The sequence below is a fragment of the Pseudomonas sp. ICBG1301 genome, assembly GCF_016918385.1.
Lineage (GTDB): Bacteria > Pseudomonadota > Gammaproteobacteria > Pseudomonadales > Pseudomonadaceae > Aquipseudomonas > Aquipseudomonas palleroniana.
This window is the reverse complement of sequence record NZ_JAEKGB010000001.1, coordinates 628,073-653,736: the sequence shown is the minus strand read 5'-3', so window position 1 is coordinate 653,736 and position 25,664 is coordinate 628,073. Positions and strand designations below refer to the sequence as shown.

The window sequence follows — 25,664 nt, the reverse complement described above, 5'->3', positions numbered from 1 at the left end:
CGTGCGCCTCGGCGTCAGCCATTATTACGATAACAACAAGAGAATCGTCCTATGCTTGCTTTCCTTGGCTTGGCCATGGTGGTCGTATTCACCGTCCTCATCATGACGAAGCGCTTGTCGCCGATCGTCGCGCTCACCGTGGTACCTATCGTCTTCGCGGTGATCGGCGGTTTCGGCGGCACCACCGGCAAGATGATGCTCGATGGCCTGAAAATGGTCGCACCATCTGCCGCCTTGCTACTGTTTGCGATCCTGTTTTTCGGCCTGATGATCGATGCAGGCCTGTTTGACCCGCTGATCCGCAAGATCCTCAAACGGGTCAACGGAGACCCGATGAAGATCGCGGTGGGTACCGCCCTGCTGTCGTTGCTGGTGGCACTCGACGGCGACGGCACCACGACCTACATGATTACCTGCGCGGCCATGCTGCCCCTGTACAAACGCATCGGCATGAACCCGATGATCCTGGCGACCATCTCCATGCTGTCGCTGAGCATCATGAGCGGCATGACACCCTGGGGCGGCCCCGCAACACGGGCGATCGCCGCGCTGGGCCTGGATGCCGGCGAATACTTCGTACCGCTGCTGCCGACCATGATCGGCGGCGCCCTGTGGGTGGTGTTCACGGCCTTTCTACTCGGGCGAGCCGAGCGCAAGCGCATCGGTAACGTGCAACTGCAAAGCGGTGGCGGCAATTGCTATATCAACGCGATTCTTGAGGACACGCCGCACAAGCGCCCGAAGCTGGCGTACGTCAACCTGGCCTTGGTGATTGCGGTGATGGCGGCCCTGGTGATGGGGCTGATGCACTCTGCGATCCTGTTTCTGATCGGCTTTGTGCTCGCACTGATGATCAACTACCCGCAATTGGACATTCAGAAAGAACGCATCCTGGCGCACTCGGGCAATGCCATGACGGTGGTGCTGCTGGTATTCGCCGCCGGGATTTTTGCCGGGATCTTTTCCGGCACCAAGATGGTCGACGCCCTGGCCCAGACACTGGTCGACTGGATCCCGCCGTCCTGGGGCCACCTGTTCCCACTGGTGGTGGCGATCACCAGCATGCCGCTGACCTTCGTGCTGTCCAATGACGCCTACTATTTTGGCGTGGTGCCGATCCTGGCCAATGCCGCCGCCGCTTATGGCATCGACCCGGTCGAAATCGCACGTGCCTCGATCCTGGGGCAACCCGTGCACCTGATGAGCCCATTGGTGGCCTCGACCCTGCTGCTGGTGGGCATGGTGGATCGCGATATCGGTGACTTCCAGAAAGCCACCGTCAAGTGGGCGGTGCTGACCTCCCTGGTCGTCACCGCGCTAGCCCTGCTGACCGGCGCCATCAGCCTGTTCATCTGATTCCCCAACGCCACTGCTGCCGTCCAACGCGCCTCGCTCAAGCGGCGCGTGCTGCCCTGCCCCCCAATAACAACAATGAGAGAGTTGCCATGAACCCTGTGTATACCCGTCGGGCTCTGTTTTGCGCATTGGGCCTGGTGCCCTTCACCGGTGCCAATGCCGAAGGCTTTATTGATGAAAGCAAGCTCAAGTTGCAGCTGCGCAATGTGTATTTCAACGAGAACTTCCGTGACGAGCACGGCATGAGCGCACGCGCCGCAAGAACCGCAAAGAGCGAACGCACGGAATGGGCCCAGGGCTTCCTGCTGGATTATCAGTCCGGGTTTACCGCCGGCACTCTCGGCTTCGGCGTGGATGCCCTGGGCCTGTATGGTGTAAGGCTCGATTCAGGCCGCGGCCGCAGCGGCACCGGGCTGATGCCGGTGCACGATGACGGGCGGGCGGCCGGCGAATTTGCCAGCGCCGGCGCTACCGCAAAAGCCCGGTTCGCCAAAACCACCGTCAAGTACGGCACCTTGCTCCCCAAAACCCCGGTGCTGATTTACAACGATGCACGCTTGCTGCCCCAGACCTACCAGGGCACTCAAGTGAGCAGTAACGACATCGAGAACCTGAGCGTCACCGGCGGGCACCTGGACCACTTCAAACTACGCGACTCCACCAACAGCGTGCCGATCGTGCCGGATGGCTACAGCGGGGCAAAGTCGGGGGATTTCAACTACGCCGGGGCCGAGTACAAATGGGGTAAAAACATTCGCTTGAGCTATTTCTACGGGGAACTCGAGAACTTCTACCGGCAGAACTTCGCGGGCATCCAGTACGACCTGCCATTGGCCGGTGGCGTGCTGACCAGCGACCTGCGCTACTTCAATAGCGTTGATAGCGGCTCTGCCTACGCCGGCAAAATCGACAATGACATGCTCAGCGGCCAGTTATCCTACGCCATCGCCGGCCATACACTCGGCGGCGGCTATCAGGCCCTACACGGGGATGCCGGGTTGCCCTACATCAGCGGCGCAACCGTGTACTCGTTCAGCAACGCCGGTATCGGCAAATTCATCGAGGAAGACGAGAAGACCTGGATGCTCAGCTACGGCTACAACTTCGCGGCTGCCGGTGTGCCCGGCCTGACCTTTTCGACACGCTACCTGAGCGGCGACGACGGCAAGTCCGCGACGACGGTCAAGGAGTGGGAGCGTGATACCGAACTGGCCTACGTGGTGCAAGCCGGCACGTTCAAGGGATTGGGGGTGCGCCTGCGCAACTACGTCTATCGCTCTGAATTCTCCCGGGGCCGCGACAGCAACCGCCTCTACCTCACCTATGACATCGCGCTCTGGTAGGTCGATGTTCGCGGCCCTGGTGGGCCGCTTTGCTGCGGCAAATCATGAAAAAGCTCGAGCAATACCTGCTCCAGGATGCCGAAGAAACATCGGATCTGCGCCTGCTTCAACGCTTGGGGCCGGGTGACCAGATAGACCTCCATATCGGGAAGTTCTAGCTCGGGGAACAGCTCGCTCAGGTCTTTGGCCAGGATACGCGGCAGGACAGCCACGCCCATCCCCTGGCGCACCGACTCCAGCTGCACGGCAAACGAGTTCACGCTGATTTGCGCACGGTCCAGGCCCGCGGCCTTTGCGGCACGCATTTGCGGCAACATATCCAGCGGAGGCAGCAAGGCGATATTGACCGCCGTCTCCAGGGTCACCGGTGGCGATCGCTTCAGGTAGCCGGCATCCGCGAAGACGCCGTAGGCAAGCTTGCCGATGGGCCGATAGATCAGCGATGGCTCGCCCAGGTGCACGGTGCGGATCGCGATATCCGCCACGCCACGGACGATCTTGTGAAACTCGGCGGTGACCTGTAACTCCACGGAGCAGCACGGATGCAGCGCCGTAAAACGCCGTGCGGCCTCCAGCACACCAGCAGAAAACCCTTCACCGGCACTGACCAGGACACTGCCCTGTAGCGCTGTGTGCTCCCCGGACAGGTCCACCGCCGTTTGACGCCGCAAGCCCTCCTCCGCAGCCAGGGCGACTTCCACCAGGGATTGGCCACGCGAAGTCAACCAACACCCTTCAACACCTCGCTCCACCAGCGGCTCACCGAGGGCCGCTTCCAGCTGGGTCAGGCGACGGGACACGGTGGACGCCGCGATACCCAGCAACTGGCCCGCCTGCAGAAAACTGCCACGCCGCGAGACGGCCAACAGCAGACGAAGATCATCCCAATTTGCCTGCACCGCCATACCCCTGGTCCTCCATGGTCTGCAAATATGCAAAGCCATTATGCAGCAGTCGCTGTTTTTCAGGCGTGGCCTCAGCGGTATATCTACCGCCCTTCGAAACGACTGGAATGAAATGTATGACCAAGGGCCTCGACCATGACGCAGAACACGCGGTGATGCGCAACGTATTCGTTACGGGATCAACCGGCTTGCTGGGAAACAACCTGGTGCGGGAACTGGTCGCACGTGGCTACGCCGTCAAAGCGCTTGTCCGCTCAAAAGCCAAAGGTGAGCAGCAGTTCAAAGACCTCCCCACGGTGCAACTAGTGGTTGGCGACATGGCCGACATCGACGCGTTCGCCCCCTCGTTGCGCGGCTGCGATACGGTGTTTCATACGGCAGCGTTCTTTCGCGACAACTACAAGGGCGGCAGCCATTGGGAAGCACTCGAAAAAATCAATGTCGCCGGTACGCGAGACCTGCTTGACCAGGCTTACCGAGCGGGGGTCCGCCGGTTTGTGCATACCTCATCGATTGCCGTGCTCGACGGCGCCCCAGGCTGCGCTATCGATGAGACATGCCTGCGCGCCGAAGCCGATGCGGACGACTACTACCGCAGCAAGATCCTCGCCGACCGTGTGGTTTTGACCTTTCTTGAAACGCATCCCCAGATGCATGCCTGCATGGTCCTACCGGGCTGGATGTGGGGCCCGGGTGATATCGGCCCGACCTCCTCGGGACAATTGGTCAAGGATGTCGTCAACGGCAAGTTGCCCGGGCTGATCCCCGGCACCTTCTCCGTCGTCGATGCCCGTGATGTGGCCTGGGCTCTGATTGCCGCGGCGCAAAACGGACGACGAGGCGAGCGCTACCTCGCGGCCGGTCGTAACCTGACCATGCGCCAGTTGGTGCCTGCCCTGGGCCGGATCGCCGAGGTCAAAACCCCTGCCCGGCAACTGCCACTGCCCGTGCTCTACCTTTTAGCGGCGGTGCAGGAAGTGTATGCGCGCCTGACCGGCAAGCCGGTTTTGCTGAGCATGGCGACGGTGCGCCTATTGGTAAGAGAGGAGCACCGCACCGGCTTCAACCCTCGCAAGAGTGAACAAGAGCTGGGCCTGAGGTTTCGAGGGCTGGAGCAGACCCTTTCTGACACCGTGGCCTGGTATCGCAAGCATGGCGGGTTCAACAAAAACCAGGGCGCAACAGACAAGGTCTGATGCGTCACGGCCCTGCACAGAGCCGTGAATAGCGAATGGAATCATGCCGTCCGCGCGGCAATCGCCTCCACTTCTACCAGCGCACCGGGCAACGGCAAGGCCACCACTTGCAACGCGGTGCGCGTCGGTTTGTTGGGCTGCTCCGGCGTGCCGAAAAATTGCGTGTAGCCGCGCTGCAGCCCGGCGAAATCCAACTTCCCGGCGGTTTCCTCGGCGCCCACCAGAAAGACGCGCAGTTGCACGATATCGCCCAGGTCGAGGTCTTGCTGGCGCAAGATCCTGCGGATTTTGTTGAACACCGAGACCGTCTGTATTTCGGTATTGCCGTAGGCGGCCGGGACGTTCGGATCGACCAGGTCCGGCAAGGTACCGCTGACAAACACCAGGCTCGCCGACGCGGGGACGGTGACGGTCTGCGAGATCGGGAAATCACCGAGACCGGTGCGTTGAATGCTGTCGCTCATGGTGTTGCTCCTTATGAAGCGGCCACTGCCGCCATCTGTCGTTGATGAGTCACCTGTTCAGCCAGTTGCCCGACCACATGCCGCGCCGAGTTGGCCGCCGATTCCTGCCAGATACCCACGCCGCTCTGCACCAGGCCGTCACCTGCGAAATACACACGGCCGTGGGGTTGCTCCAGCAAGGCGCTGGCGTCGGCCGGGAAGTGTTCGCGTTGCAGCCAGGGGCCTTCGCTGTAGGGGATCTGCTCCCACGACACCGCCAGCGGGTGGCGCAGGTGCCTGGAGTAACCCGGATGCAGCCACTCCACGGCGTCCCTGGAGGTGGCGTACTGCTGGGCCAACGGCTGTGCGCCAAATACGTCGGCGCCCTCCCCGGTCACGTAACCGGCCACCAGCACACCTTCGCGGGTATTGAGGTCGTTGCTCGGATACCACAGCAGGCGCGCCGGGTGTTCGATCCACGAGAGGCCGCCGTAGGTGCGGTAATCGGTCTCCCAGAAGCGCGGGGATTGCCACGCCACCTTGGTCGCCTGGTCACTGCGCGTGCTGCGCAAGGCGGCCTTGATCGGCGCGCTGAAGTCGGTATCGAGCCTGGCCAGGAGCGGCAGCGGCAAGGTCGAGACCAGATAATCAGCCCGCACCACCTGTTCGCGCCCGCTGCGCGAGTCGTGGTAGGTCACCGCCACACCGTCTTCAAGCTGGCGGATCTGCCGCACCTGGGCGCCCAGCTGCACCTGCCCACTCACGCGCTGGTAGAACGCCTCGGTGATGCGGTCCATGCCGCCCACGGGCTGGAACATGGTGGCCGAGAATTCCGGAAATTCAGTGTGCAACAACGCGCCCCAGAGTTCGGGGTGCAGCAGCCGCTCCAGCGCCAGCGGATTGCGGCTGGCGGGCAAGGCGCCGGGATGGGCCGGTGAGTCCAGGTGGCCTGAACGAAGCGTGCCTTCGAACGCCAGCTCTTGGGACAAGTCGCCATACACCTGCAAGAACGCCAGCAACCGGGTGCGTTCTTCGCCGCTCAAGACATCATCGAGGGCATCGCGTTGCACCGCCTTGGCCAGCAAACCGGACAGGTGTCCACGCGTGTCGTTGATCGCCTGGCCCACCGTGAACGCCGGCTGTTGCAGGTCCGGTCGCACCTGGGCGCCATGGCTGCTGTTGACCAGCACTTCCAGCGCCACCCCCAGCTCGCTGCAATAGTCGAGTATCGTGCGATGCTGGCTGGGAATCCGCGCCGGCCCCGCATTGAAGTAGTGGCCCTGGTCAAAGGCGGCGGTTTGCGTACGGCCGTCCAGGTAGTCCACGCGGTCGCCGTTACGGATTGTCCAGGTGCGCCCGCCGACTCGCTCGCGAGCTTCCAGCACTTGCACGCTGAACCCGGCGCGGCTCAGTTCCAGGGCGCTGACCAGCCCGGCGATACCGGCACCGAGCACCAGCACGCGGGTGCCCTGCCCCAAGCCTGCGTTGAGTTTCAGGGGTTGCGGCCGGCGGTGCGACGAAGGCCCCAGGCCCAATACCGCCAGGGCATCCTTGACGGCGTGCTCGCCGCCTATTGCAGCAATCGTCGAGAGTGCTTCACGTCGTGTCAGTCCCATGTCGTTGCTCCTAGTCCGGCAGGCCCGGTGGGTTGATCCGCGACTGGTCGACACGCTCCACATCCAGGCCCCAACGTTGCAGCACCTGTTCGTATTGACCACCGGCAATGGCGCCCTCCAACGCAGTGTGGATCGGCTTGACCAGACCGTTGTCCTTGCGGGTGGTCACGGCGATATCCGCCTGCAGCGGCCAGCCGCCATTCACAGTGCCGACACGCTTGATGCCGCCGGTGATCGCCGCCGAATAGGCATACACCGAATTGGGCCCGAACAACGCATCGCTGCGCCCCGACTGCACCGCCAACTGGGCGGCGGCCTGGTCGTCGAAGTACTGCAACAACGCAGGCTTGATGCCGGCCTTTTCATTGGCTTCGTTCCAGGCCAGCAGGACTTTTTCCTGGTTGGTACCGGAGCCGACAATGATCTTCAGCCCGGCAATGTCCGAGGCCTGCTTGATCTGGCTGATCTGGCTGGTGCTCTTCACATAAAAACCGAGCACATCCTGGCGATATGTAGCGAAGTCAAAACGCTTCTTGCGCGCCTCGGTCACGGTGACGTTGCTGATCACCGCGTCGTATTTGCCCGAGCTGACACCCAGGGGCCAGTCTTCCCAACTGGTCTGCACCAGATTGAGCTGCAGGCCCAAGCTGTCAGCGACCAACTGCGCGGTGTCGGCTTCGCTGCCGATGGTGGTCTTGTCGTCATTGGCCAGCAGCGCCAGGGGTGGCCCGGCCACGCCGGACACGGCCACCGTGAACTTGCCCGGCTGGGCGAACTTGAAGCCCGGCGGGATCTGCGCGATGGCGGCTTCATTACGCGGCGCATGAATGCGCACGCGGTCGGGGCTGAGGTCGACCTGTTGCACGGCATAAGCGCTATGCGCGGTGCCGACGGCGAGCGTCAGCAAGGCCAGGCGGGCGGTGTGGATGAGCATGGGCAGTCACTCCTTGAACTAAAGCACTTTGCCGAGAAAGGCCACGGTGCGGGGATGTCGGGGTTGGCGGAAGATCTGTTCGGGCGGGCCTTCTTCGATCAGTTGACCGTCGCAGAGAAACACCACGTGGTCGGCCACTTCGCGGGCAAAACCGATCTCGTGGGTGACGATCACCAGGGTCACGCCCAGTTGGGTCAGGCCCTTGATCACATCGAGCACTTCGCCCACCAGTTCCGGGTCGAGTGCCGAAGTCGGCTCATCGAACAGCAGCACCTTGGGGTCCAGCGCCAAGGCTCGCGCAATGGCGACCCGCTGTTGCTGGCCGCCGGAGAGCTGGCGTGGGTAGGCATCGGCCTTGTCCGCCAGGCCGACCTTGGCCAGCATCGCGGCCGCCTTGGCCGGCGCCTCGGTCTTGCTCCAGCGTTTATGGGCCAGGGGCGCTTCGGCGATGTTTTCCCAGGCGGTGAGGTGCGGGAACAGGTTGAAGTTCTGGAACACGAAACCGACGTCGATACGACGCTTGAGAATCTCGCGCTCCTTGAGCTCAAACAGCAGGTCGCCCTGGCGTCGATAGCCGACGTATTCACCATCGATGGTGATATGCCCGCTGTCGATCTTCTCCAGATGGTTGATGGTGCGCAGCAACGTGGATTTGCCCGAGCCGGAGGGCCCGAGGATCACCGTGACTTTGCCCGGGTCGATGGTCAGGTCGATATCCCGCAAGACCTGCTGGTGGCCAAAGCGCTTGCCCACGCCCTGGATCTGAATGCGCCCGGCGCGTGCCTCAGCCATGGGTTTTCTCCTTGAACCAGCCGCGCACGCGTTGCAGCGGCGTGGGCGGCAATACGCGCGCGGTGCCACGGGCAAAGTGGCGCTCGACGTAGTACTGGGCGCTGGTGAGCACGGTGGTGATGATCAGGTACCACACGGTCGCCACGATCAGCAGCGGGATGACCGCCTGGGTGCGGTTGTAGATGACCTGCACGGTGTAGAACAGCTCGGGCAAGGCCAGCACGTAAACGATGGAAGTGCCCTTGACCAGGCCGATGATTTCGTTGAAACCCGACGGCAGGATCGAGCGCAGCGCCTGGGGCAGGATAATGCGAAAGATGCGCCGCGAGGCGGGCAGGCCCAGGGCTGCCGCCGCCTCATGCTGGCCGGCGTCGACACCGATCAGGCCGCCGCGAATGATCTCCGCCGCATAGGCCGCCTGCATCAGGCTCAAGCCCAGTACCGCTACGGTGAATTGGCTGAGCACATCCACCGTCGACCACTCGGCGAACACCACCTCGGTGAACGGCACACCGAGCACGATGTGGTCATACAGATAGGCGAAGTTGTAGAGGATGATCAGCACCAGCAGTGCCGGTATCGAGCGGAAGAACCAGATGTAGCCCCAGGCCAACGCCGCCAGCAGCGGCGACCCCGACAGCCGCGCCAACGCCAGCGCGGTGCCGAGGATGACGCTGAACACAGTACTGAGCAGCGTCAGCAGCAAGGTCTGGCCCAAGCCGCGCAGCACCGACGGCGAGAAGAACCACTGGCCGAACACCCCCCACTCCCAACGCGGGTTGGTGGCCAGGGAATGCACAATGGCGAATAGCACCAATGCGGCGAATATCGACCCGGCCCAGCGCCAGGGATGCCGGGCGGGCACCACCTGCAGGGCCTTGATCGGCGGGGTGACGCGGGCCTGGCGAACCGGGCCGGCCTGATCAATCAGGTCATAGGATTTGGCGACGATCGGCATGTTCTGTTCCTCGCTCGTGCAGGCGTTAGAAGGCGTAGGTCAAACGGGTGTAGTAGTACCCGCCGGTAAAACCGTAGGGCGAATAGGTGCCGTAGCTGGCGAGCATGGTGCTGCTCGGCACGCCTTGTTTCTTGGGGTAGAGGTCGAACAGGTTCTTGGCACCGACGGCGATGTTCAGGGCTTTGGTGAGGTTGTAGCCAAGGTCGAGGTCGGTGATCCAGCGGGCGTTGTAGATCCGGTCGAGGTCACGATTGGCCGAGGAGTTGACCTCCTTGTACGACCCGTAGCGGGTCAACGCCAGGTTGAGGTTGAAACGGTCGATGCTCCAGTCGCCGCCCAGGATCAGCTTGGTATTGGGTTGCACACCGGTGATCAGGTTGCGGGCCTGTCGATCCATCAAATCGTAGGCGGTGCCCAGAATGGTGGTGGATGCCTGGTAATTGAGGATCCGGGTCTGGTTCCAGTTGAACGCCGCCGTCCATTTCAACGCACCGAATTGGCCGAGGTCCTGGTTGTAGTTGCCCACCAGGTCGAGCCCCTTGGTACGGGTGTCGGCACCGTTGATGAAGTACTGGCCGCCGGACGTGGAATTGATGCCGTTGTTCTGCAACACCTGGGTGACTTCGGGGCCGAGCAAGGTGCCGGTGAGGGTGATGCGGTCGCGCAAGTTGATCACGTAGGCATCGGCGGTGAAGTTCAAGCGGTCGGAGGGCGTGAAGGTGAAACCGAGACTGAAGTTGGTCGAGCGCTCGGGCTTGAGATCCTGCGCGCCGAGGGCTTTGGCCGCCGCCGAGCCCACCGGCAATACGCCGTAGTTGATCGATTGATACACACCATCAACCACGCCGTATGTGGTGGAACGCGCACTGAACAGGCTGTTGGCCAGGGACGGCGCACGAAAGCCATTGCTGACCGTGGCCCGCACGGCCAGTTGCGGCGTGAAATCGTAGCGGGTGGTCAACTTGCCGCTGCGGGTGGCGCCCACGCCTTCGTTGTAATGCTCATAACGAAAGGCCGTGCCGACGTACCAGTCCGGCAGCGGGTTGAACCCCACATCGACGTAACTGGCCAGGCTGTTGCGCGAGGCGCTGCTTTCTTCCGCCGGCGAAATACCGTTGGTGACCTGGGCCCCCGACGAGGCGCAATTACCCGGCGCCACGCAGTAGCCGCCGTTGGCATAGGAGGCGTAGTCACCGGCCTGCACCTCATACGTGTCGCGTCGATGCTCGAAGCCGTAGGACAGATCAAGCGGCTTTTGCAGGCCGATATCGAAACCGCGCTTGAAGTCGAGGTTGGTGGTCAGCTCGGTGGAAACCCAGGTGCCGGAGGTGAAGCTGTTCGGCGTGGCTTCACCCAGGGACGGGTTCTGGTTATGCGTGGTGCCCTGCTCCGCTTCGTTGCGCCCGTAGGTGGTGGACAAGTCCCAGTTCCACTCACCGACGCTGCCCTTGCCGCCGAAGGCCGCCTGGAAATCGTCCTCGTCGATGTACCAGGTAGGCGTGTAACCGGCCGGGTAACCATTGGGCCCGGTGGTGATGGTGTTGGTGATGGTCGGCAGGCGAAAGTTCTGGCCCTGCTCGGCCTTGCGCCGCGAATAGGTGGTGAAGGAGTACAGGCTGAGGCTGTCATCGACCGGCAGCTCGGCGTTGTAGCCCAGGGTCAGCAGGTTGGTCTTGGGCGTGCCGTAGCCGCCATAAGTAGCCTTGCCCGCCAGGCCATACGCCTGCTCATAGGTGTAGCCGTTGGCGCTGGCTTTGTTGTCGTCATTCTGGCTGCGCGCATCCAGCGCCAGTTGCAGGATACCGCCGTCACCGATCTCGAAGCCTTTGTTGAGGCTTTGCTGCACGGTCTGCTTCTTGCCGTCGTAACCCTGGCCGATGTTGGTGACCGAGGTGCCGCTGGTGTCGGCCTTGAGAATCACGTTGATCACGCCGGCAATGGCATCGGAACCGTACTGGGCGGCGGCGCCGTCGCGCAGCACTTCCACATGGTCGATGGCACTGATGGGGATCAGGTCGAGATCGGCCGGCGCCGCCCCCGTGTTGATACCGTTGATGTTCAACGTGGCGCTGGTATGGCGGCGCTTACCATTGACCAGCACCAGCACCTCGGCGGCGCTCAGGCCACGCAGATTGGGCGCACGGGCAATGCCGCTGGCGTCCCAGCCGGTTTTTTCCGGCAGGGTGAGCGACGGAATGACCGCACTCAGGGCTTCCATCAGGCCGGGCTTGCCGGTGCTCTGCAACTGCTGGGCGCTGAGCACATCGATAGGCACCGGGCTGCTGGTGACCGTGCGCTGCTCGGCGCCACGGTTGCCGGTGACGACCACCGTGGACAGGGTACTGTCGTCCTGGGCTTGTGCAGCGTTGGCCAGCATGGCCAGTGCCAGCGCGGCGGTGGGTTGCAAGACTTGTTTCATATCCACTCCAGCATTTCCAAATCGCGAAGTCGGGCAGACACGCCGTCGTGGTGACGGCGCGGTGTCAGAAGGTGTTTCGGCGGTTTGGGCTAGGTGTGGCGAGGGGGTTGAATCAGCAACATGGGTTGAGCTCCCTTCCAACGATTCGCTGCGGGCTCAGGGGTTGATCACCCTGGCATGGTGCGCGGAATCTGAATCACGCTGGGTACCATCCGGGGTCAGGGGTAGGCTGTTGAGTCCAAACATAACGGAATGGATTTCAAAAATATAATGCTGTTTTGGTATAAGCTAATATTCTCTAATTTTATTATTTATAAAAATCTTTATTCATATTAAGAATGTTTTATGGATGATCTGAGTCCTGGTGATACTCGCGTGCTTTCGCGTTCGATCAAGTGGCACTCCAACCGACTCAATCGTTGCACCTCATGTTCAACCGGCAGTACGCCGAGACTTTCCAGCACGCGGGTCGCAGCCAGAACACCTATCTCCAATGCGGGCGGCTTGATCGTACTCAGGCTGGGCAACAGCATTTCGGCGAACGGGTAATCGCCGAAACCCAGCACCGCGCAGTCCTGGGGGATGTTCACACCGGCGCGCTGACCGGCGAGCAATCCACCGGCGGCCAGGTTGTCATTGGCAAAGAAGATTGCATCCGGCGGCGTGGCGTGGCGCATGAGCGCGTCCATTGCCTGCTTGCCGGCTTCGAACGGAGCGCTGCCGGCATCGGGGGTAAAGACTCTGGGTTGCACGCCCAGCTCGATCAGCGTCGCGGCAAACCCTTCACCTCGCTCCATCGCACTGAAGTCACCGATGGCGCTGTTCTGTACAAAAGCGATGCGGCGGTAGCCCTGGCCGTGCAGGTAACGCGCAGCGGTGACGCCCACTTCGTAATGGGAGAAGCCGATCTGTAACGGTTCGCGCTCGGGCACGTAATCCCAGGTTTCCACCACTGGAATATCGACGTCAGCGATCATCTTTTCGGTGCCGGCACTGTGAAAACGGCTCGTCAGCACCAGCGCCGCCGGCGACCAACCGAGGAATGCGCGCACTGCCCGCTCCTCCTGCTCGGCACTGAAGTAACTCGACGCCAACAAGAGCTGATAACCATGCTGAGCGAGGGTGTCGCTGACCCCCTGTAGAGTATTGGCGAAGATCGGCCCGGAAATATTCGGGATCACCATCGCCACGATGCGCCCTCGAGCCGACGCCAGCCCGCCAGCAACCAGGTTGGGCACGTAACCCAACTCGGCCACCACCTCGGCAATGCGTTCGCGGCGCTCCACCGAGACTTGCTCCGGCTGGTTGAAATAGCGTGACACGGTGATCGCCGACACGCCTGCCTGCCGGGCGACGGTGTTGAGGGTAACGCGCCCTGCGCCACGACGTTTACGCGGTTTCTCTTCGCTCACAAGGCCATCCTGATAAAAACCAAAAAGAATATAGGGCTAATTTTTAAATATTTGACGTTCTAAAACGCGCCCAACAATAATGCCGATGTTAGCGCTAACAAAGCGCAATGTCTGCTACTCGCTCGAGCGAATGCCAAAGACGATTTCACAGGCGTTACCGTCGTAGAACGGTAACGGTCCAGGGCATTTTTTGAGCGGGCAAAGCATGTACAACTTTCCAAGACACTCTCAACTGCTGTTTCTCGCCGGCCTCACCATGCTGCCCTTGCCGGGCGCATTTGCGGCCGACGAGCAGGAATCGACGCTCAACGCCGTGACCGTCACTGCCACTCGCCGTGAAGAATCGCTGCAGAAAGTCCCAGTGGCCGTCTCCGTGCTGGATGGCGAACAACTGGAGCGTGACAACCGCAACGGTGTGGCCAGTATCGCCCAGCAGGTACCGTCGCTGAACTTCCGCACCGGCGCCTCGAACAAGGACACCTCGCTATTCGTGCGCGGCGTGGGCACCATCTCCACCTCCCCCGGTGTCGAGCCGACGGTGGCTACGGTGATCGACGGCGTGGTCTACGCCCGCCCCGGCCAGGCCACCCTGGACTTGCTGGATCTGGAGCGCGTCGAAGTGCTGCGCGGCCCGCAAGGCACACTGTTCGGTAAAAACGCGTCGGCCGGTGTGCTGAACATCACCAGTAAAGCGCCCAGCGCCGAACCCCACGGCTATATCGACCAGTCCTGGTACAGCGGCAACGAAAGCCGCACCCGTTTCGGCATCGGCGGCAGCCTGGTGCCGGATGTGCTCAAGGGGTCGATCAGCACCTTGTTCGGCAGCTACGACGGTAATGTCGACAACAAGCATAACGGGCAAGAAGTAAACGGTTACAACCACAAGGGCATCCGCGGCAAGTTGGAATTTACCCCCAACGACGACGTGAAATTGACCCTGATCGCCGACTACATGCAGTCCCACGACGACGCGCCAAACGGCGTGGTGAGCAAGTCCCTGACCCCGGCGTTCGCCAACGCGCTGGCGCCGGTGCGCGCTTCCGGCGACAACCGCGACATCAACACCGACACCCGCAGCCATGTGGAAGACACCAACAAGGGGCTTTCGGCCCAATTGGACTGGAACCTTGGCGACTACACCCTGACCTCGATCACCGCGTGGCGCGGCTGGGATAACACTCAGTACCAGGACGGTGACCGCCTGGGCACGGTGACTGCCACGTTCCCCGGCACCGCCGACAAAGGCGAGCTGGCGTTCGATCAATACTCACAGGAACTGCGCCTGGCCTCACCCAAAGGTGAGTTTCTTGAATACGTCGGTGGCCTGTTCTACATGCACGGCAAGGATGAAGAAACCTATCAGCGTACACTGACGACTCCGTCGCGCACCGACCGTGGCGTCGCCGACTACAGCACCACCAGCGACAGCAGCGCGGTATTCGGCGAGACCACGCTGAACTTCACCTCGCGCTTTCGCGGCATCGCCGGACTGCGCTACACCCACGACGAGCTGAAATATGCTCACCGTCGTGTCTCCACCTCGGCCACCACGGTCAGCGGGATTCAACCTGCCACGTCCAGTTCGGGCTCGGTGAACGAGGATGGATGGTCCGGCCGCCTGGGCGTGCAGTACGACATCAGCGACAACCTCACCAGTTACCTGACTTACTCGCGCGGCTACAAAGGCCCGGCGTACAACGTGTTTTTCAATATGCAACCGCGTGACACCAGCGCGCTCAAGCCAGAAACCTCCAACACCTGGGAAGCCGGGGTCAAGGCCACGGCCTGGAACAACCGCCTGACGACCAACCTGGCGGTGTTTCACAGCGACTACGACAACTATCAGGCCAACTTCTTTGACACGGTTGCCGGCCAGGTCGTGACACGCTTGATCAACGCCGGCAGCGTCAGCACTGAAGGTGTCGAGCTGGATTACGCCTTGCAGGCCACCCAACAGCTCAAACTCTCCGGCGCCCTGGCGTATACCCGTGCGCGCATCGATGAGTTCGCCTGCCCGGCCGGCGCAGCGGCAACCTGCAACGTCAACGGCAAGCCACTACCCTTCAGCCCGGACTGGAAAAGCTACGTCCGCGCCGACTACACCATCCCCTTGGACAACGGCCTGGATATCGAACTGGGCACCGACTACAGCTGGCAGAGCGAAGTGCAGTACGACATCAGCCAGAACGTCGACACCCGACAAGGCGCCTACGGGATCTGGAATGCCAGCGTCGCCCTGGCCGACTACAGCCATGGCTGGCGCGTGGCCCTCCTCGCCAAGAACCTTGCCGACAAGTCCTACTCGCCGCTGCTGGCCAGCGGTGGCAACTACATCTACCGCGCCGTGCCCCGTGACGATGAACGTTACTTCGGCGTGCAACTGCGCAAGGACTTCTGAGCATGAGCCGTCAACTGAAGCTCGGCGCCTTTCTCATGGCCACCGGTCACCACGTCGCCGCCTGGCGTCACCCGGATGTACCGGCCAATGCCGGGCTGGATTTCGCCCAATACAAACATTTGGCACGCGTGGCCGAAGCGGCAAAATTCGATGCCTTGTTCGTGGCTGACAGCATTGCAGCGGCCGCGGGCGAGATTGCCAGTCACATGGCGCGTTCGGACCATTTTGAGCCGCTGACCTTGCTGTCGGCGCTGAGTGCCGTGACCGACCACATCGGCCTGATCGCGACAGCGACCACCACGTACAACGAGCCCTACCATGTGGCGCGTAAATTCGCCTCGTTGGATCACTTGTCCAATGGGCGGGCGGGCTGGAACCTGGTGACCTCCGACGCTGCCGCCGAGGCGCAGAATTTCGGCCGCGACGAACATCTGGGCCACGCTGAACGCTACAGCCGTGCCCGGGAATTCCATCAGGTGGTGACCGGGCTGTGGGACAGTTGGGAAGACGATGCCTTCGTGCGCGACAAGGCCAGCGGCACCTACTACGACCCGGCGAAGCGGCATGTGCTGGATCACGTCGGCGAGCACTTTCGCGTCAAAGGCCCACTGAATGTGGCGCGCTCGCCACAGGGCCAGCCCGTGATTGTGCAGGCGGGCTCATCAGAAACCGGTCGTGAGTTGGCGGCGCAAACCGCCGAGGTGGTGTTTACCGCGCAGACGTCACTGGAACAGGCCCAGGCATTTTACGCCGACCTCAAAGGGCGCCTGGAAAGCTACGGGCGTGCGCAAGATTCGCTGAAAATCATGCCGGGCATGTTTGTCGTGGTCGGGCAGACCGAAGCCCAGGCGCAGGCGAAATTCGAGGCATTCCAGGCGCTGGTCGAGCCGCAAGTCGGCGTGGCATTACTGGGGCGCATGCTGGGCAATTTTGACCTGTCGGGCTACCCCCTCGACGGGCCACTACCCGAGCTGCCCTTGACCGACAGCGGCCAGCGCAGCCGTCAGCAACTGCTCAGCGAGCTAGCCAGTCGCGAGCACCTGACCCTGGCGCAACTGGGCCGGCGCATTGCCGGTGGCCGCGGGCATTACAGCGTGATTGGCACACCTGGGCAGATCGCCGATGAGCTGCAGCACTGGTTCGAAAACAACGCGGCCGATGGTTTCAATATCCTGGTACCGCACCTGCCGGGCGGGCTTGAAGATTTCGCCCGGTGGGTGGTGCCCGAACTGCAACGGCGTGGCCTTTTCCGCACCGAATACACCGGCTCTACCCTGCGTGAAAACCTCGGTTTGGCGCGCCCTGCCAATCGTTTTGAAAGGACCTGACATGGGGATTTGTCTGCCAGAACCGCCTGCTGCCTAAAGCCATTGAAGTCAAAAACGCTGTCGATGGCGGCATTCGTGGATGAGATGGCTTTGCTGAAAAAATGCCGTCACCCAAGGCCGAGCACCTTGATCGCATTCTCTTTCAGAATCAAAGCATGGACTTCCTCTTTAAAACCGGCCTGGGTGAAATCCTTCATCCAGCGATCCGGGGTAATCAACGGATAGTCAGAACCAAACAACATCTTATGTTTCAGCAAGGTATTGGCGTACTGCACCAACTGAGGTGGGAAGTACTTGGGCGACCACCCCGACAGGTCGATGTAGACATTCGGTTTGTGCAGGCACACCGACAGTGCCTCATCCTGCCAAGGCCATGAGGGGTGCGCCAGGATGATTTTCATCTCGGGGAAGTCCGCTGCGACATCGTCCAGGTGCATAGGGTTGGAGTATTTCAAGCGCAACCCTCCTCCCCCCGGCATGCCACTGCCGACACCTGAATGGCCACTGTGGAAAATGGCCGGCAAGCCATATTCCGCAATGACCTCGTACAGTTGATAGACCATGCGATCGTTCGGGAAAAAACCCTGGCAGGTCGGATGAAACTTGAACCCCTTGATGCCGAAGTCCTCGATCAGACGGCGCATTTCCCGAACCCCCATTTTTCCTTTATGGGGATCCACACTGGCGAACGCCATCATCATGTCAGCGTTGTCCTGAGCGGCACGAGCCACCTCTTCGTTGGGCACCCGCCTGCGCCCGATCTCGAACTCCCAGTCCACGGTGAACATCACCAGGCCAAGCTTGCGCTCACGGTAATAAGCAATGGTTTCGTCGATGGGGGGTGGTGAACCGGATTTGAAGTATTTGCGTTTGGCGTCTTCGAACTCGATGCGATAGTCATCATCCGGTTCATGACAGGAGAACTCGGCATGGGTGTGCACATCGATAGCGACCAGATCGGCGATGTTCATTTCAGCTCCTTCAACAGTCAGGCAAACGGCAAGCTAGCGGCGAACATTCGCCAGTTGCCGATCCGGATCGATACCGGCATGCGGCGCCTCGGTTTTTTGGCGCGTCTACCGTTTTGTTGAGGCGAAATTAGCTGTTCAAATTAGTTACGTCAATTAATTATTTTCTGCAGCAGATCAAACCGACTGACTCGCCTTGACTCCGGCGCCCCTCCTCATAAGCTCGCAAACCTTGCAATTTTAGGCGACATCAGATCATTAAAAATCAGGCTGACTCAACATTGACGAGGCCGTTCCCGGCATCTAAAACCGACAGCTAGTTAATTAAATAAACCAAATAGAGGGCCCAGCGTTCATCTCCCGGAACGGCAGCGGCCGCGACGCCTACCGCGAATGGAAAGTTTACGCCTGACCCGACCAAGCTCTCGTGCCAAACTCCAGCGACTCCTAAACCACGAACGGTGTTGAAATGGCGCGTTTGCTCGCTGTCTCGGGAAGTCTGCGTCAGGCCTCTTCCAACTCAATTTTGTTACGAGCAGCGGAGCGTCTCTGCCCCGAAGGGATATTGATCACACATTACGAAGGCATCGGAGAATTGCCACACTTCAACCCGGACCTGTTCGAGGATCCCCCCGAGACCATCATGGCGCTACGCTCGATTATCTGACTGCCGGATAGACGAAAGAATGGGCCTCCCGTTCAGGGGAGGCCCATCTTCTTACCGCTTTTTATCATTCCTTCCGCTTGCTGCCGCTCCGACACCGAAGGATTTCAGTTGCCAGGCTGATTAACGCACTGAGTAACATCAACCACTCTGTGAGATGTGCCATGCATTGCTCCTCTGGGAAAAACTCCCAACAGGTGGTGCATAACGTCGGCAAATATCGTCGCCCCCCCCCCCCCCACTCCACCGCCCGGGCATGGCCCGGCAAGGACTACCCCATGCCTACAGAAAACAAAATTGAAGCTTTCTTTGCACTGTTGAGTGCGGATGACTGAGGGCCAGGATGAGGCGGTCTAAACGCGGATCAATCGACTTGCCTGGTGATCATCTATGGTAGGTATAAATCCACGACGCTTTTGCTGCTCAAGCCAAGCTCTGACCAACTCCTCATCGAAGCTCCAATCGCGAGACCTCAGCAGACTGAGCGCCGCGCTCGTGATTCGATAGTGCCCGCATTTTTGACAAATTCTTTCTTCGTAATCCTTGCCAACATCGGTTGCGAGCGCTTTTTCGCCGCAAATAAAGCATGTCATAGATCTGTCCTTAGGGATCATCTTCGAACTGTAGCCGACTCTCTAAACCTAACCACCTCCCGGGCATCGCCCGGCAAGCACTTTTCGTGAAGCGGGATTACCTCAGCGGCCCCGTGACCGACCTGCCTGACGGTTGTGAAATCTCGTTATGTGGTCTGTTAAGACTTATTCGAAATTGCCGCATCCAGAAGAAACTTCACCCACTTGGAGTGAGCAGCATCGTAACGAGCGATCGCTTGAACCCATTCGACGCCTGCCGTCTTTCGGGAGGCAACGAGCTTCATCAATTCGGCTACTGAGGCATCAATTTCGAGCAGATGTTTGTGTGATTCAAATCGAAGATCGTCATTGTTGATCATGGTCTGAGCACCTGTGGTACGAAGTGAATGCTACCAGAAATAGTTGTACAACAACCTAGACCACGTACAACTTTTGAAAATTCCCTCCCCCTTTAAAGTCAGCCGCTATAGCAGCAAAGGAGCAGTCATGTCTGAACCAGCCGGCTGCCGTAGAGCGTGACAAGGGCGGCTAGTGGTATCACCTCGATATTCCAAGCTTCGGCGGTGGCGAAGACCCTGCGCCATACATTCAATGGACGAAAACAAAAGGCCTTGAGTTGAAGGGATGGCATATGGATAGCGATCTGGATGGCCACCCATACGAATACGGAGCACGGTCCGTACGCCCAGTGGGCGCGCCGGGTGACGCCATGATCGCCACCCTCTGGTTCGCCTACGTCTTCATCTACAGGGGCCAAGGCCATGACACAGACAATGCAGGCTCAGTTCGAGCAGGCATTCAGCGACGATAACGGCAAGATGCCGGTGGCATTCATCAAACTGCAGCGCCTGGGCGACAGCTACAGCGTGCCGCGCGTTGCCCGAGCTTGGTACTGGTTCAAGCGCTCGCGGGAAACCCTGGTGGTGCTGAATAGCGTGGCCAGGTCGATCATTGAAAAGCAGCGCGGTATCAGCAAGGAATGGGTTTTCCCATACAACGGAACCGCGACGCACCGTATGAACGACTCGGCCTGGAAGAAGGCACGGGTGAGAGCGGCGAAACTCTGGCAGGAGGAAAACCTTCGCCCCGCTCACCCTGGGTATGCATCCATAAGGACCCATGATCTCAAACACACGTTTGGCCGCCGACTGCGTGCAGCGGGCGTAACCGAGGAAGACCGCAAGGCACTGCTTGGACACAAGAACGGCAGCATCACCAGTCGTTACTCGGGCGCTGAGCTCGGGCATCTGATCGAAGCTGCGAACATGGTATCAGCAACCGATTCGCGAGGACCGGTCCTGACAATTTTGAAGAGGAAGCAGGCGTGAAAATTGGACAAGTCACGCAAATGTCACGCACATGAAAAAGGCCAATGCTGTGAACATTGGCCTAAATCATTGAAATATATGGTCGGGACGGAGTGATTCGAACACTCGACCCCTAGCACCCCATGCTAGTGCGCTACCGGACTGCGCTACGCCCCGACTAGGCGTGTTACTGGGTTCGCTTCGCAACGAAGCGATGAGGAATATACCGCAAGCTTTTGAAATGTGGAAGTATTTTAAAAGCCGGAATTATTTCTTCAAAACCACCAGCACATCTTCGAGTTCGGAGATCATCTGGCGGATCAGTTGCTTGTATTGGGTGGTGTCGTCTTTGGCTTCATCACCGGACATACGCTGACGCGCGCCGCTGATGGTGAACCCCTGGTCGTACAGCAAGGCACGGATCTGTCGGATCATCAGCACGTCCTGGCGCTGATAATACCGACGGTTCCCGGTGCGTTTGACGGGGTTGAGTTGAGGAAACTCCTGCTCCCAATAGCGCAACACGTGCGGTTTTACCGCACAGAGCTCGCTGACTTCACCAATGGTGAAGTAGCGTTTGCCTGGGATGACGGGTAGCTCGTCGTTATGACTTGGTTCCAGCATAAGCCTCAACTCGGGCCTTCAACTTCTGCCCTGGACGAAAGGTGACCACACGGCGAGCCGTGATCGGGATTTCTTCTCCCGTTTTTGGATTGCGGCCAGGCCGCTGGCGTTTGTCCCGCAGGTCAAAATTGCCGAAACCGGACAGCTTGACCTGCTCATTGTCTTCCAGAGCGTGCCTGATTTCTTCAAAAAACAGCTCGACCAATTCCTTGGCCTCGCGCTTGTTCAGACCCAGCTCTTCGTACAGACGTTCCGCCATCTCAGCTTTCGTCAAAGCCCCCATACGTCACTTCCTTAACGTGGCGTTCAACCTTTGTTCGAGCGAGGTGAGGATATTTTGTGTCGTGGTATTCACCTCATCGTCATTAAGAGTGCGCGATGGATGCTGCCAGGTCAAGCCAACTGCAAGGCTTTTTCTATGCGGATCAATACCTTTACCCTGATAGACGTCAAATAGCCTGAGGTCTGTCAGCCATTCCCCTGCATTTTCACGGATTACATCCAGAACGGCAGTGGCGGCGACTTCACGGTCAGCGATCAGGGCCAGGTCGCGGCGCACTTCAGGGAAGCGCGACAACTCGCTGAATTTAGGCATTTTGCCCGAAGCCACTTCAGCCAGGACCAGCTCGAACACGAAGACCGGACGATCAAGGCCCAGGGTTTTCGACAGCTCGGGGTGAATGGCACCCAGGAAGCCCACCAGGCGCCCTTCTCGCTCGATACGCGCGGTCTGGCCTGGGTGCAACGCCGGGTGGCTGCCTGGCACGAACGTAAAGTCGTCCAGTGCACCGGCGAAGCCCAATACCGCTTCCACATCAGCTTTAACGTCGAAGAAGTCCACGGCATCGCGGCCTTGCGCCCAGCCTTCCGGCAAGCGACTACCGCAGACGACACCGGCCAGCATCGGCTCTTGCTTCAGCCCGTCCAGTTGCCCCACAAACCGCAAGCCGCTTTCAAACATGCGCACGCGATCTTGCTGACGGTTCAGGTTGTGCGAAAGTGCTTTCACCAGACCCGGCCACAGCGACGAACGCATGGCCGCCATGTCGTTGGAGATCGGGTTAGCCAGCAGCAGCGGTTCAACACCTGGGTTGAACAGTTCGAACTGTTTCGGATCGATGAAGCTGTAGGTTACCGCCTCCTGATAGCCACGGGCGACCAGCAGACGACGCAGCTCAGGCAGGTGCGCACGCGCCTCGGCCTTGGGTTGCGGCGCCAGGCGTGCTTGCGGATAACGAACCGGCAAGCGGTTGTAACCGTACAGGCGGGCCAGTTCTTCGATCAGGTCAACTTCCAGGCTGATATCGAAGCGATGGCTCGGCACTTCAACGCGCCACTGGCCTTCCCCACTCGAGGAAATGCCCAGGCCGAGGGCCGACAACAGTTGCTCGATTTCAGCGGGGTCAATGACCAGGCCAAGCATCTGTTCAACGCTTTTGGCACGCAGGGTGATCGGCGCAACAGAAGGTAGGTGCTGCTCACTGACGGTTTCAGTGATCGGACCGGCTTCGCCTCCGGTGATTTCCAGCAGCAGGCCAGTAGCACGCTCCATGGCTTCACGGGCCAGCTTCCAGTCCACGCCACGCTCGTAGCGATGCGAAGCGTCGGTGTGCAGGCCGTAGGAACGCGCCTTGCCAGCGATAGCAATCTGATCGAAGAACGCGCTTTCCAGGAAAACATCGCGAGTGGTCGCAGACACGCCGCTGTGCTCGCCCCCCATCACGCCGGCAATCGCCAGGGCGCGGGAATGGTCAGCGATGACCAGGGTATCGGCACGCAAGGCAACTTCCTGGCCGTCGAGCAGAACCAGCTTTTCGCCTTCCTCAGCCATGCGTACGCGGATACCACCGTTGATTTCGGCGAGATCGAAGGCGTGCAGCGGCTGGCCCAACTCCAGCATCACGTAGTTGGTGATGTCGACGGCAGCATCAATACTGCGCACGTCGGCACGGCGCAGACGCTCAACCATCCACAATGGGGTTGGCTTGGACAGGTCGACGTTACGGACCACACGCCCCAGGTAACGTGGGCAAGCGTTTGGCGCCAGCACTTCAATGGAACGCACTTCGTCGTGCACTGCCGCTACCGGGGTTACAACCGGGCGCGTGACGGGTGCGTTGTACAACGCGCCGACTTCACGCGCCAGGCCCGCCAGGGACAGGCAGTCGCCACGGTTCGGAGTCAGGTCGACCTCGATGCTGGCATCTTCCAGCTCCAGGTAAACGCGGATGTCCTGGCCCACCGGCGCATCAGCCGGCAGTTCCATCAGGCCATCATTGCCCTCGCCCACCTGCAGTTCAGCCTGGGAGCACAGCATGCCGTTGGACTCGACACCGCGCAGTTTGGCCTTCTTGATCTTGAAGTCGCCGGGCAATTGAGCACCGATCATCGCGAACGGAATCTTCAGGCCCGGGCGCACATTCGGTGCCCCGCACACGACCTGGAAGGTTTCGGCGCCATTGCTGACCTGGCACACACGCAATTTGTCGGCATCGGGATGCTGCTCGGTGCTCAACACCTCGCCCACCACCACGCCGCTGAAAACACCGGCGGCCGGCGTCACACTATCGACCTCAAGGCCGGCCATCGACAGACGGGCAACCAGCTCGTCGCGATCTACCTGCGGGCTTACCCAGCCACGCAGCCATTGTTCACTGAATTTCATCCTGCTCTCCTAAAGATTCGTTACGACTAGCGAAATTGCGCGAGGAACCGCAAGTCGTTGTCGAAGAACAGACGCAAGTCGTTCACGCCGTAACGCAGCATGGCCAGACGCTCAACGCCCATGCCGAAGGCAAAGCCCGAGAACTCTTCCGGGTCGATCCCGGACATACGCAGCACGTTAGGGTGCACCATGCCGCAGCCCATCACTTCCAGCCAGCCGGTCTGCTTGCAGACGCGGCAGCCTTTGCCGCTGCACATCACGCATTCCATATCAACTTCGGCGGATGGCTCTGTGAACGGGAAGAACGAAGGACGGAAGCGCACCGCCAGCTCTTTCTCGAAGAACACCCGCAGGAACTCTTCGATAGTGCCTTTGAGGTCGGCGAAATTGATGTCGCGATCGACCAGCAGGCCTTCGACCTGGTGGAACATCGGCGAGTGGGTGATATCCGAGTCGCTACGGTACACACGGCCTGGGCAGACGATGCGGATCGGCGGTTTGTTCGCTTCCATGGTGCGGACCTGTACCGGCGAGGTATGGGTGCGCAACAGCATGTTCGCGTTGAAATAGAAGGTGTCGTGCATCGACCGGGCCGGGTGATGGCCTGGGATGTTGAGCGCCTCGAAGTTGTGATAGTCGTCTTCGACCTCAGGACCTTCGGCAATGCCGTAGCCGATATGGGTGAAGAACTGTTCGATACGTTCCAGAGTCCGGGTGATCGGATGCAGACCGCCCGAGGCCTGGCCACGGCCAGACAAGGTTACGTCAATGGACTCGGCCGCGAGCTTGGCTGCAAGGTCAGCCTCTTCGAGCGACGCCTTGCGCGCATTGAGAACCTCTGTGACACGCTCCTTGGCGACGTTGATCAGCGCACCGACTTGTGGGCGCTCTTCAGCCGGCAAATTTCCCAGGGTCTTCATCACCTGAGTCAATTCACCCTTCTTGCCAAGGTAGTGAACCCGGATTTGCTCCAGGGCATTGATATCTTCAGCGCTTTGCACAGCCTCAAGAGCTTGAGCGACGAGCGCGTCCAGGTTTTCCATGTACAGACTCCAGATACAAAATAGGGGAAGAGCTTGAAGGCTCTTCCCCTATTTAAGACGTTTACCACCTTGGGTTGCAGGAGCAGCCCAGGGTGACTGTCGGGGGTACTTAAGCCAAGGTGGCTTTAGCTTTCTCGACAATCGCAGCAAACACCGCTTTTTCGTTCACGGCCAGTTCAGCCAGAACCTTACGGTCGATTTCGATGGACGCTTTTTTCAGGCCAGCGATGAAACGGCTGTAGGACAGACCGTTAACACGAGCACCAGCATTGATACGAGCGATCCACAGAGCGCGGAACTGACGTTTTTTCTGACGACGGTCACGGTAGGCGTATTGGCCTGCCTTGATTACCGCTTGCTTGGCAACACGGAATACGCGTGAACGCGCGCCGTAGTAGCCTTTAGCAAGTTTCAGAATTTTTTTGTGACGCTTACGGGCAATGACGCCACGCTTTACACGAGCCATGAGTTACTTCCTCTATTCTTGATCCAAAAATTAACGAAGGCGCAGCATGCGCTCGACTTTTGCCACGTCAGACGGATGCAGCAAGCTGCTACCGCGCAGTTGACGCTTACGCTTGGTCGACATTTTGGTCAGGATGTGGCTCTTGAAAGCGTGCTTGTGCTTGATACCGTTAGCAGTTTTCAGAAACCGCTTAGCAGCACCACTTTTAGTCTTCATCTTTGGCATGTTCGGATA

General features: G+C 60.1%; 22 protein-coding genes, 1 tRNA gene and 1 pseudogene. 7 read left to right on the top strand and 17 right to left on the bottom strand.

All coding sequences use genetic code 11. From position 1 onward, the window contains the following. Window positions 1-51: 51 nt before the first annotated feature. Both JBE38_RS03045 and JBE38_RS03040 read left to right on the top strand, forming a co-directional pair. Window positions 52-1,356, top strand: coding sequence for a CitMHS family transporter (locus tag JBE38_RS03045; protein ID WP_060756880.1), 1,305 nt, complete (start codon window positions 52-54; stop codon window positions 1,354-1,356). A gap of 89 nt (window positions 1,357-1,445) precedes the next feature. Then, window positions 1,446-2,699, top strand: a complete 1,254-nt coding sequence (locus JBE38_RS03040; protein ID WP_205343528.1) for an OprD family porin — start codon at window positions 1,446-1,448, stop codon at window positions 2,697-2,699. Here JBE38_RS03040 and JBE38_RS03035 read toward each other — a convergent pair. Then, entirely contained in the window at window positions 2,678-3,604 is a 927-nt protein-coding gene (locus JBE38_RS03035) for a LysR family transcriptional regulator (RefSeq protein WP_240202385.1), read from the bottom strand. The two genes, JBE38_RS03040 and JBE38_RS03035, sit on opposite strands and share 22 nt — an antisense overlap. A 155-nt stretch (window positions 3,605-3,759) precedes the next feature. On the opposite strand from JBE38_RS03035, the gene JBE38_RS03030 reads away from it, so the two are divergent. Continuing rightward, window positions 3,760-4,800: an SDR family oxidoreductase gene (locus JBE38_RS03030; protein ID WP_205343636.1), complete on the top strand. Its 1,041-nt coding sequence runs from the start codon at window positions 3,760-3,762 to the stop codon at window positions 4,798-4,800. 41 nt (window positions 4,801-4,841) lie between these two features. Here the strand turns inward: JBE38_RS03030 and JBE38_RS03025 are convergent, their stop codons facing one another. The 7 genes from JBE38_RS03025 to JBE38_RS02995 all read right to left on the bottom strand — a co-directional run bounded on the left by JBE38_RS03025 (window position 4,842) and on the right by JBE38_RS02995 (window position 13,374). After that, on the bottom strand, window positions 4,842-5,264 hold the full coding sequence (locus JBE38_RS03025) for a RidA family protein (RefSeq protein WP_205343527.1): 423 nt from the start codon (window positions 5,262-5,264) through the stop codon (window positions 4,842-4,844). A gap of 11 nt (window positions 5,265-5,275) precedes the next feature. Then, window positions 5,276-6,859 (bottom strand): flavin monoamine oxidase family protein, encoded by a 1,584-nt coding sequence (locus JBE38_RS03020; protein ID WP_205343526.1) that lies wholly within the window; start codon window positions 6,857-6,859, stop codon window positions 5,276-5,278. A gap of 10 nt (window positions 6,860-6,869) precedes the next feature. After that, window positions 6,870-7,793: an ABC transporter substrate-binding protein gene (locus JBE38_RS03015; RefSeq protein ID WP_205343525.1), complete on the bottom strand. Its 924-nt coding sequence runs from the start codon at window positions 7,791-7,793 to the stop codon at window positions 6,870-6,872. A gap of 18 nt (window positions 7,794-7,811) precedes the next feature. Next, window positions 7,812-8,585 carry an amino acid ABC transporter ATP-binding protein gene (locus JBE38_RS03010; protein WP_205343524.1) on the bottom strand — a complete coding sequence of 258 codons (774 nt, stop codon included), beginning with the start codon at window positions 8,583-8,585 and terminating at the stop codon, window positions 7,812-7,814. After that, window positions 8,578-9,543, bottom strand: coding sequence for an amino acid ABC transporter permease (locus tag JBE38_RS03005; RefSeq protein WP_205343523.1), 966 nt, complete (start codon window positions 9,541-9,543; stop codon window positions 8,578-8,580). Before JBE38_RS03005 ends, JBE38_RS03010 begins: the two co-directional genes overlap by 8 nt. Window positions 9,544-9,568: 25 nt before the next feature. Continuing rightward, complete coding sequence (locus tag JBE38_RS03000) at window positions 9,569-11,962, bottom strand: TonB-dependent receptor plug domain-containing protein (RefSeq protein ID WP_205343522.1); 2,394 nt, start codon at window positions 11,960-11,962, stop codon at window positions 9,569-9,571. A 332-nt stretch (window positions 11,963-12,294) separates the two neighbouring features. Then, window positions 12,295-13,374 carry a substrate-binding domain-containing protein gene (locus tag JBE38_RS02995; RefSeq protein WP_205343521.1) on the bottom strand — a complete coding sequence of 360 codons (1,080 nt, stop codon included), beginning with the start codon at window positions 13,372-13,374 and terminating at the stop codon, window positions 12,295-12,297. 205 nt (window positions 13,375-13,579) lie between these two features. Here JBE38_RS02995 and JBE38_RS02990 point away from each other — a divergent pair, with 205 nt between their 5' ends. Both JBE38_RS02990 and JBE38_RS02985 read left to right on the top strand, forming a co-directional pair. Then, window positions 13,580-15,772 carry a TonB-dependent receptor gene (locus JBE38_RS02990; protein WP_205343520.1) on the top strand — a complete coding sequence of 731 codons (2,193 nt, stop codon included), beginning with the start codon at window positions 13,580-13,582 and terminating at the stop codon, window positions 15,770-15,772. A 2-nt stretch (window positions 15,773-15,774) separates the two neighbouring features. After that, on the top strand, window positions 15,775-17,100 hold the full coding sequence (locus JBE38_RS02985) for an LLM class flavin-dependent oxidoreductase (protein ID WP_205343519.1): 1,326 nt from the start codon (window positions 15,775-15,777) through the stop codon (window positions 17,098-17,100). A 107-nt stretch (window positions 17,101-17,207) separates the two neighbouring features. On the opposite strand, the gene JBE38_RS02980 is transcribed toward JBE38_RS02985, so the two are convergent. Beyond that, complete coding sequence (locus JBE38_RS02980; protein ID WP_090369863.1) at window positions 17,208-18,071, bottom strand: amidohydrolase family protein; 864 nt, start codon at window positions 18,069-18,071, stop codon at window positions 17,208-17,210. Between the two features lie 466 nt (window positions 18,072-18,537). Between JBE38_RS02980 and JBE38_RS02975 the strand changes: the two genes are divergently transcribed. Beyond that, window positions 18,538-18,735, top strand: coding sequence for an NADPH-dependent FMN reductase (locus tag JBE38_RS02975; protein ID WP_090369861.1), 198 nt, complete (start codon window positions 18,538-18,540; stop codon window positions 18,733-18,735). 748 nt (window positions 18,736-19,483) lie between these two features. Here JBE38_RS02975 and JBE38_RS02970 read toward each other — a convergent pair. Next, window positions 19,484-19,684, bottom strand: a complete 201-nt coding sequence (locus JBE38_RS02970; RefSeq protein WP_090369857.1) for a hypothetical protein — start codon at window positions 19,682-19,684, stop codon at window positions 19,484-19,486. A 540-nt stretch (window positions 19,685-20,224) separates the two neighbouring features. On the opposite strand from JBE38_RS02970, the pseudogene JBE38_RS02965 reads away from it, so the two are divergent. Continuing rightward, a pseudogene (locus tag JBE38_RS02965) lies at window positions 20,225-20,653 on the top strand (tyrosine-type recombinase/integrase); the annotation flags it as partial. A gap of 79 nt (window positions 20,654-20,732) precedes the next feature. On the opposite strand, the gene JBE38_RS02960 reads toward JBE38_RS02965, so the two are convergent. From JBE38_RS02960 to rpmI, 7 genes are all read right to left on the bottom strand, one after another. Next, window positions 20,733-20,809, bottom strand: a tRNA-Pro gene (locus tag JBE38_RS02960). Between the two features lie 90 nt (window positions 20,810-20,899). Then, window positions 20,900-21,256, bottom strand: a complete 357-nt coding sequence (locus JBE38_RS02955) for a MerR family transcriptional regulator (RefSeq protein ID WP_003174972.1) — start codon at window positions 21,254-21,256, stop codon at window positions 20,900-20,902. Continuing rightward, a complete protein-coding gene (gene ihfA, locus JBE38_RS02950; protein WP_002553164.1) occupies window positions 21,237-21,539 on the bottom strand; it encodes an integration host factor subunit alpha in 303 nt (100 codons plus the stop codon). The genes JBE38_RS02955 and ihfA overlap by 20 nt, the downstream gene beginning before the upstream one ends. Before the next feature lie 3 nt (window positions 21,540-21,542). Next, window positions 21,543-23,921, bottom strand: a complete 2,379-nt coding sequence (pheT, locus tag JBE38_RS02945; RefSeq protein ID WP_161549288.1) for a phenylalanine--tRNA ligase subunit beta — start codon at window positions 23,919-23,921, stop codon at window positions 21,543-21,545. 26 nt (window positions 23,922-23,947) lie between these two features. Continuing rightward, window positions 23,948-24,964, bottom strand: coding sequence for a phenylalanine--tRNA ligase subunit alpha (gene pheS / locus JBE38_RS02940; protein WP_205343518.1), 1,017 nt, complete (start codon window positions 24,962-24,964; stop codon window positions 23,948-23,950). Between the two features lie 109 nt (window positions 24,965-25,073). After that, on the bottom strand, window positions 25,074-25,430 hold the full coding sequence (rplT, locus tag JBE38_RS02935) for a 50S ribosomal protein L20 (protein WP_003174975.1): 357 nt from the start codon (window positions 25,428-25,430) through the stop codon (window positions 25,074-25,076). A 30-nt stretch (window positions 25,431-25,460) separates the two neighbouring features. Then, complete coding sequence (rpmI, locus tag JBE38_RS02930; protein WP_002553160.1) at window positions 25,461-25,655, bottom strand: 50S ribosomal protein L35; 195 nt, start codon at window positions 25,653-25,655, stop codon at window positions 25,461-25,463. Window positions 25,656-25,664 lie beyond the last annotated feature (9 nt).

Excerpts from the sequence above, each read along its gene's own strand:
- JBE38_RS03045 (WP_060756880.1), top strand. The coding sequence starts at position 52 with ATGCTTGCTTTCCTTGGCTTGGCCATGGTGGTCGTATTCACCGTCCTC.
- JBE38_RS03040 (WP_205343528.1), top strand. The coding sequence starts at position 1,446 with ATGAACCCTGTGTATACCCGTCGGGCTCTGTTTTGCGCATTGGGCCTG.
- JBE38_RS03035 (WP_240202385.1), bottom strand. The coding sequence starts at position 3,604 with ATGGCGGTGCAGGCAAATTGGGATGATCTTCGTCTGCTGTTGGCCGTC.
- JBE38_RS03030 (WP_205343636.1), top strand. The coding sequence starts at position 3,760 with ATGCGCAACGTATTCGTTACGGGATCAACCGGCTTGCTGGGAAACAAC.
- JBE38_RS03025 (WP_205343527.1), bottom strand. The coding sequence starts at position 5,264 with ATGAGCGACAGCATTCAACGCACCGGTCTCGGTGATTTCCCGATCTCG.
- JBE38_RS03020 (WP_205343526.1), bottom strand. The coding sequence starts at position 6,859 with ATGGGACTGACACGACGTGAAGCACTCTCGACGATTGCTGCAATAGGC.
- JBE38_RS03015 (WP_205343525.1), bottom strand. The coding sequence starts at position 7,793 with ATGCTCATCCACACCGCCCGCCTGGCCTTGCTGACGCTCGCCGTCGGC.
- JBE38_RS03010 (WP_205343524.1), bottom strand. The coding sequence starts at position 8,585 with ATGGCTGAGGCACGCGCCGGGCGCATTCAGATCCAGGGCGTGGGCAAG.
- JBE38_RS03005 (WP_205343523.1), bottom strand. The coding sequence starts at position 9,543 with ATGCCGATCGTCGCCAAATCCTATGACCTGATTGATCAGGCCGGCCCG.
- JBE38_RS03000 (WP_205343522.1), bottom strand. The coding sequence starts at position 11,962 with ATGAAACAAGTCTTGCAACCCACCGCCGCGCTGGCACTGGCCATGCTG.
- JBE38_RS02990 (WP_205343520.1), top strand. The coding sequence starts at position 13,580 with ATGTACAACTTTCCAAGACACTCTCAACTGCTGTTTCTCGCCGGCCTC.
- JBE38_RS02985 (WP_205343519.1), top strand. The coding sequence starts at position 15,775 with ATGAGCCGTCAACTGAAGCTCGGCGCCTTTCTCATGGCCACCGGTCAC.
- JBE38_RS02980 (WP_090369863.1), bottom strand. The coding sequence starts at position 18,071 with ATGAACATCGCCGATCTGGTCGCTATCGATGTGCACACCCATGCCGAG.
- JBE38_RS02975 (WP_090369861.1), top strand. The coding sequence starts at position 18,538 with ATGGCGCGTTTGCTCGCTGTCTCGGGAAGTCTGCGTCAGGCCTCTTCC.
- JBE38_RS02970 (WP_090369857.1), bottom strand. The coding sequence starts at position 19,684 with ATGATCAACAATGACGATCTTCGATTTGAATCACACAAACATCTGCTC.
- JBE38_RS02955 (WP_003174972.1), bottom strand. The coding sequence starts at position 21,256 with ATGCTGGAACCAAGTCATAACGACGAGCTACCCGTCATCCCAGGCAAA.
- ihfA (WP_002553164.1), bottom strand. The coding sequence starts at position 21,539 with ATGGGGGCTTTGACGAAAGCTGAGATGGCGGAACGTCTGTACGAAGAG.
- pheT (WP_161549288.1), bottom strand. The coding sequence starts at position 23,921 with ATGAAATTCAGTGAACAATGGCTGCGTGGCTGGGTAAGCCCGCAGGTA.
- pheS (WP_205343518.1), bottom strand. The coding sequence starts at position 24,964 with ATGGAAAACCTGGACGCGCTCGTCGCTCAAGCTCTTGAGGCTGTGCAA.
- rplT (WP_003174975.1), bottom strand. The coding sequence starts at position 25,430 with ATGGCTCGTGTAAAGCGTGGCGTCATTGCCCGTAAGCGTCACAAAAAA.
- rpmI (WP_002553160.1), bottom strand. The coding sequence starts at position 25,655 with ATGCCAAAGATGAAGACTAAAAGTGGTGCTGCTAAGCGGTTTCTGAAA.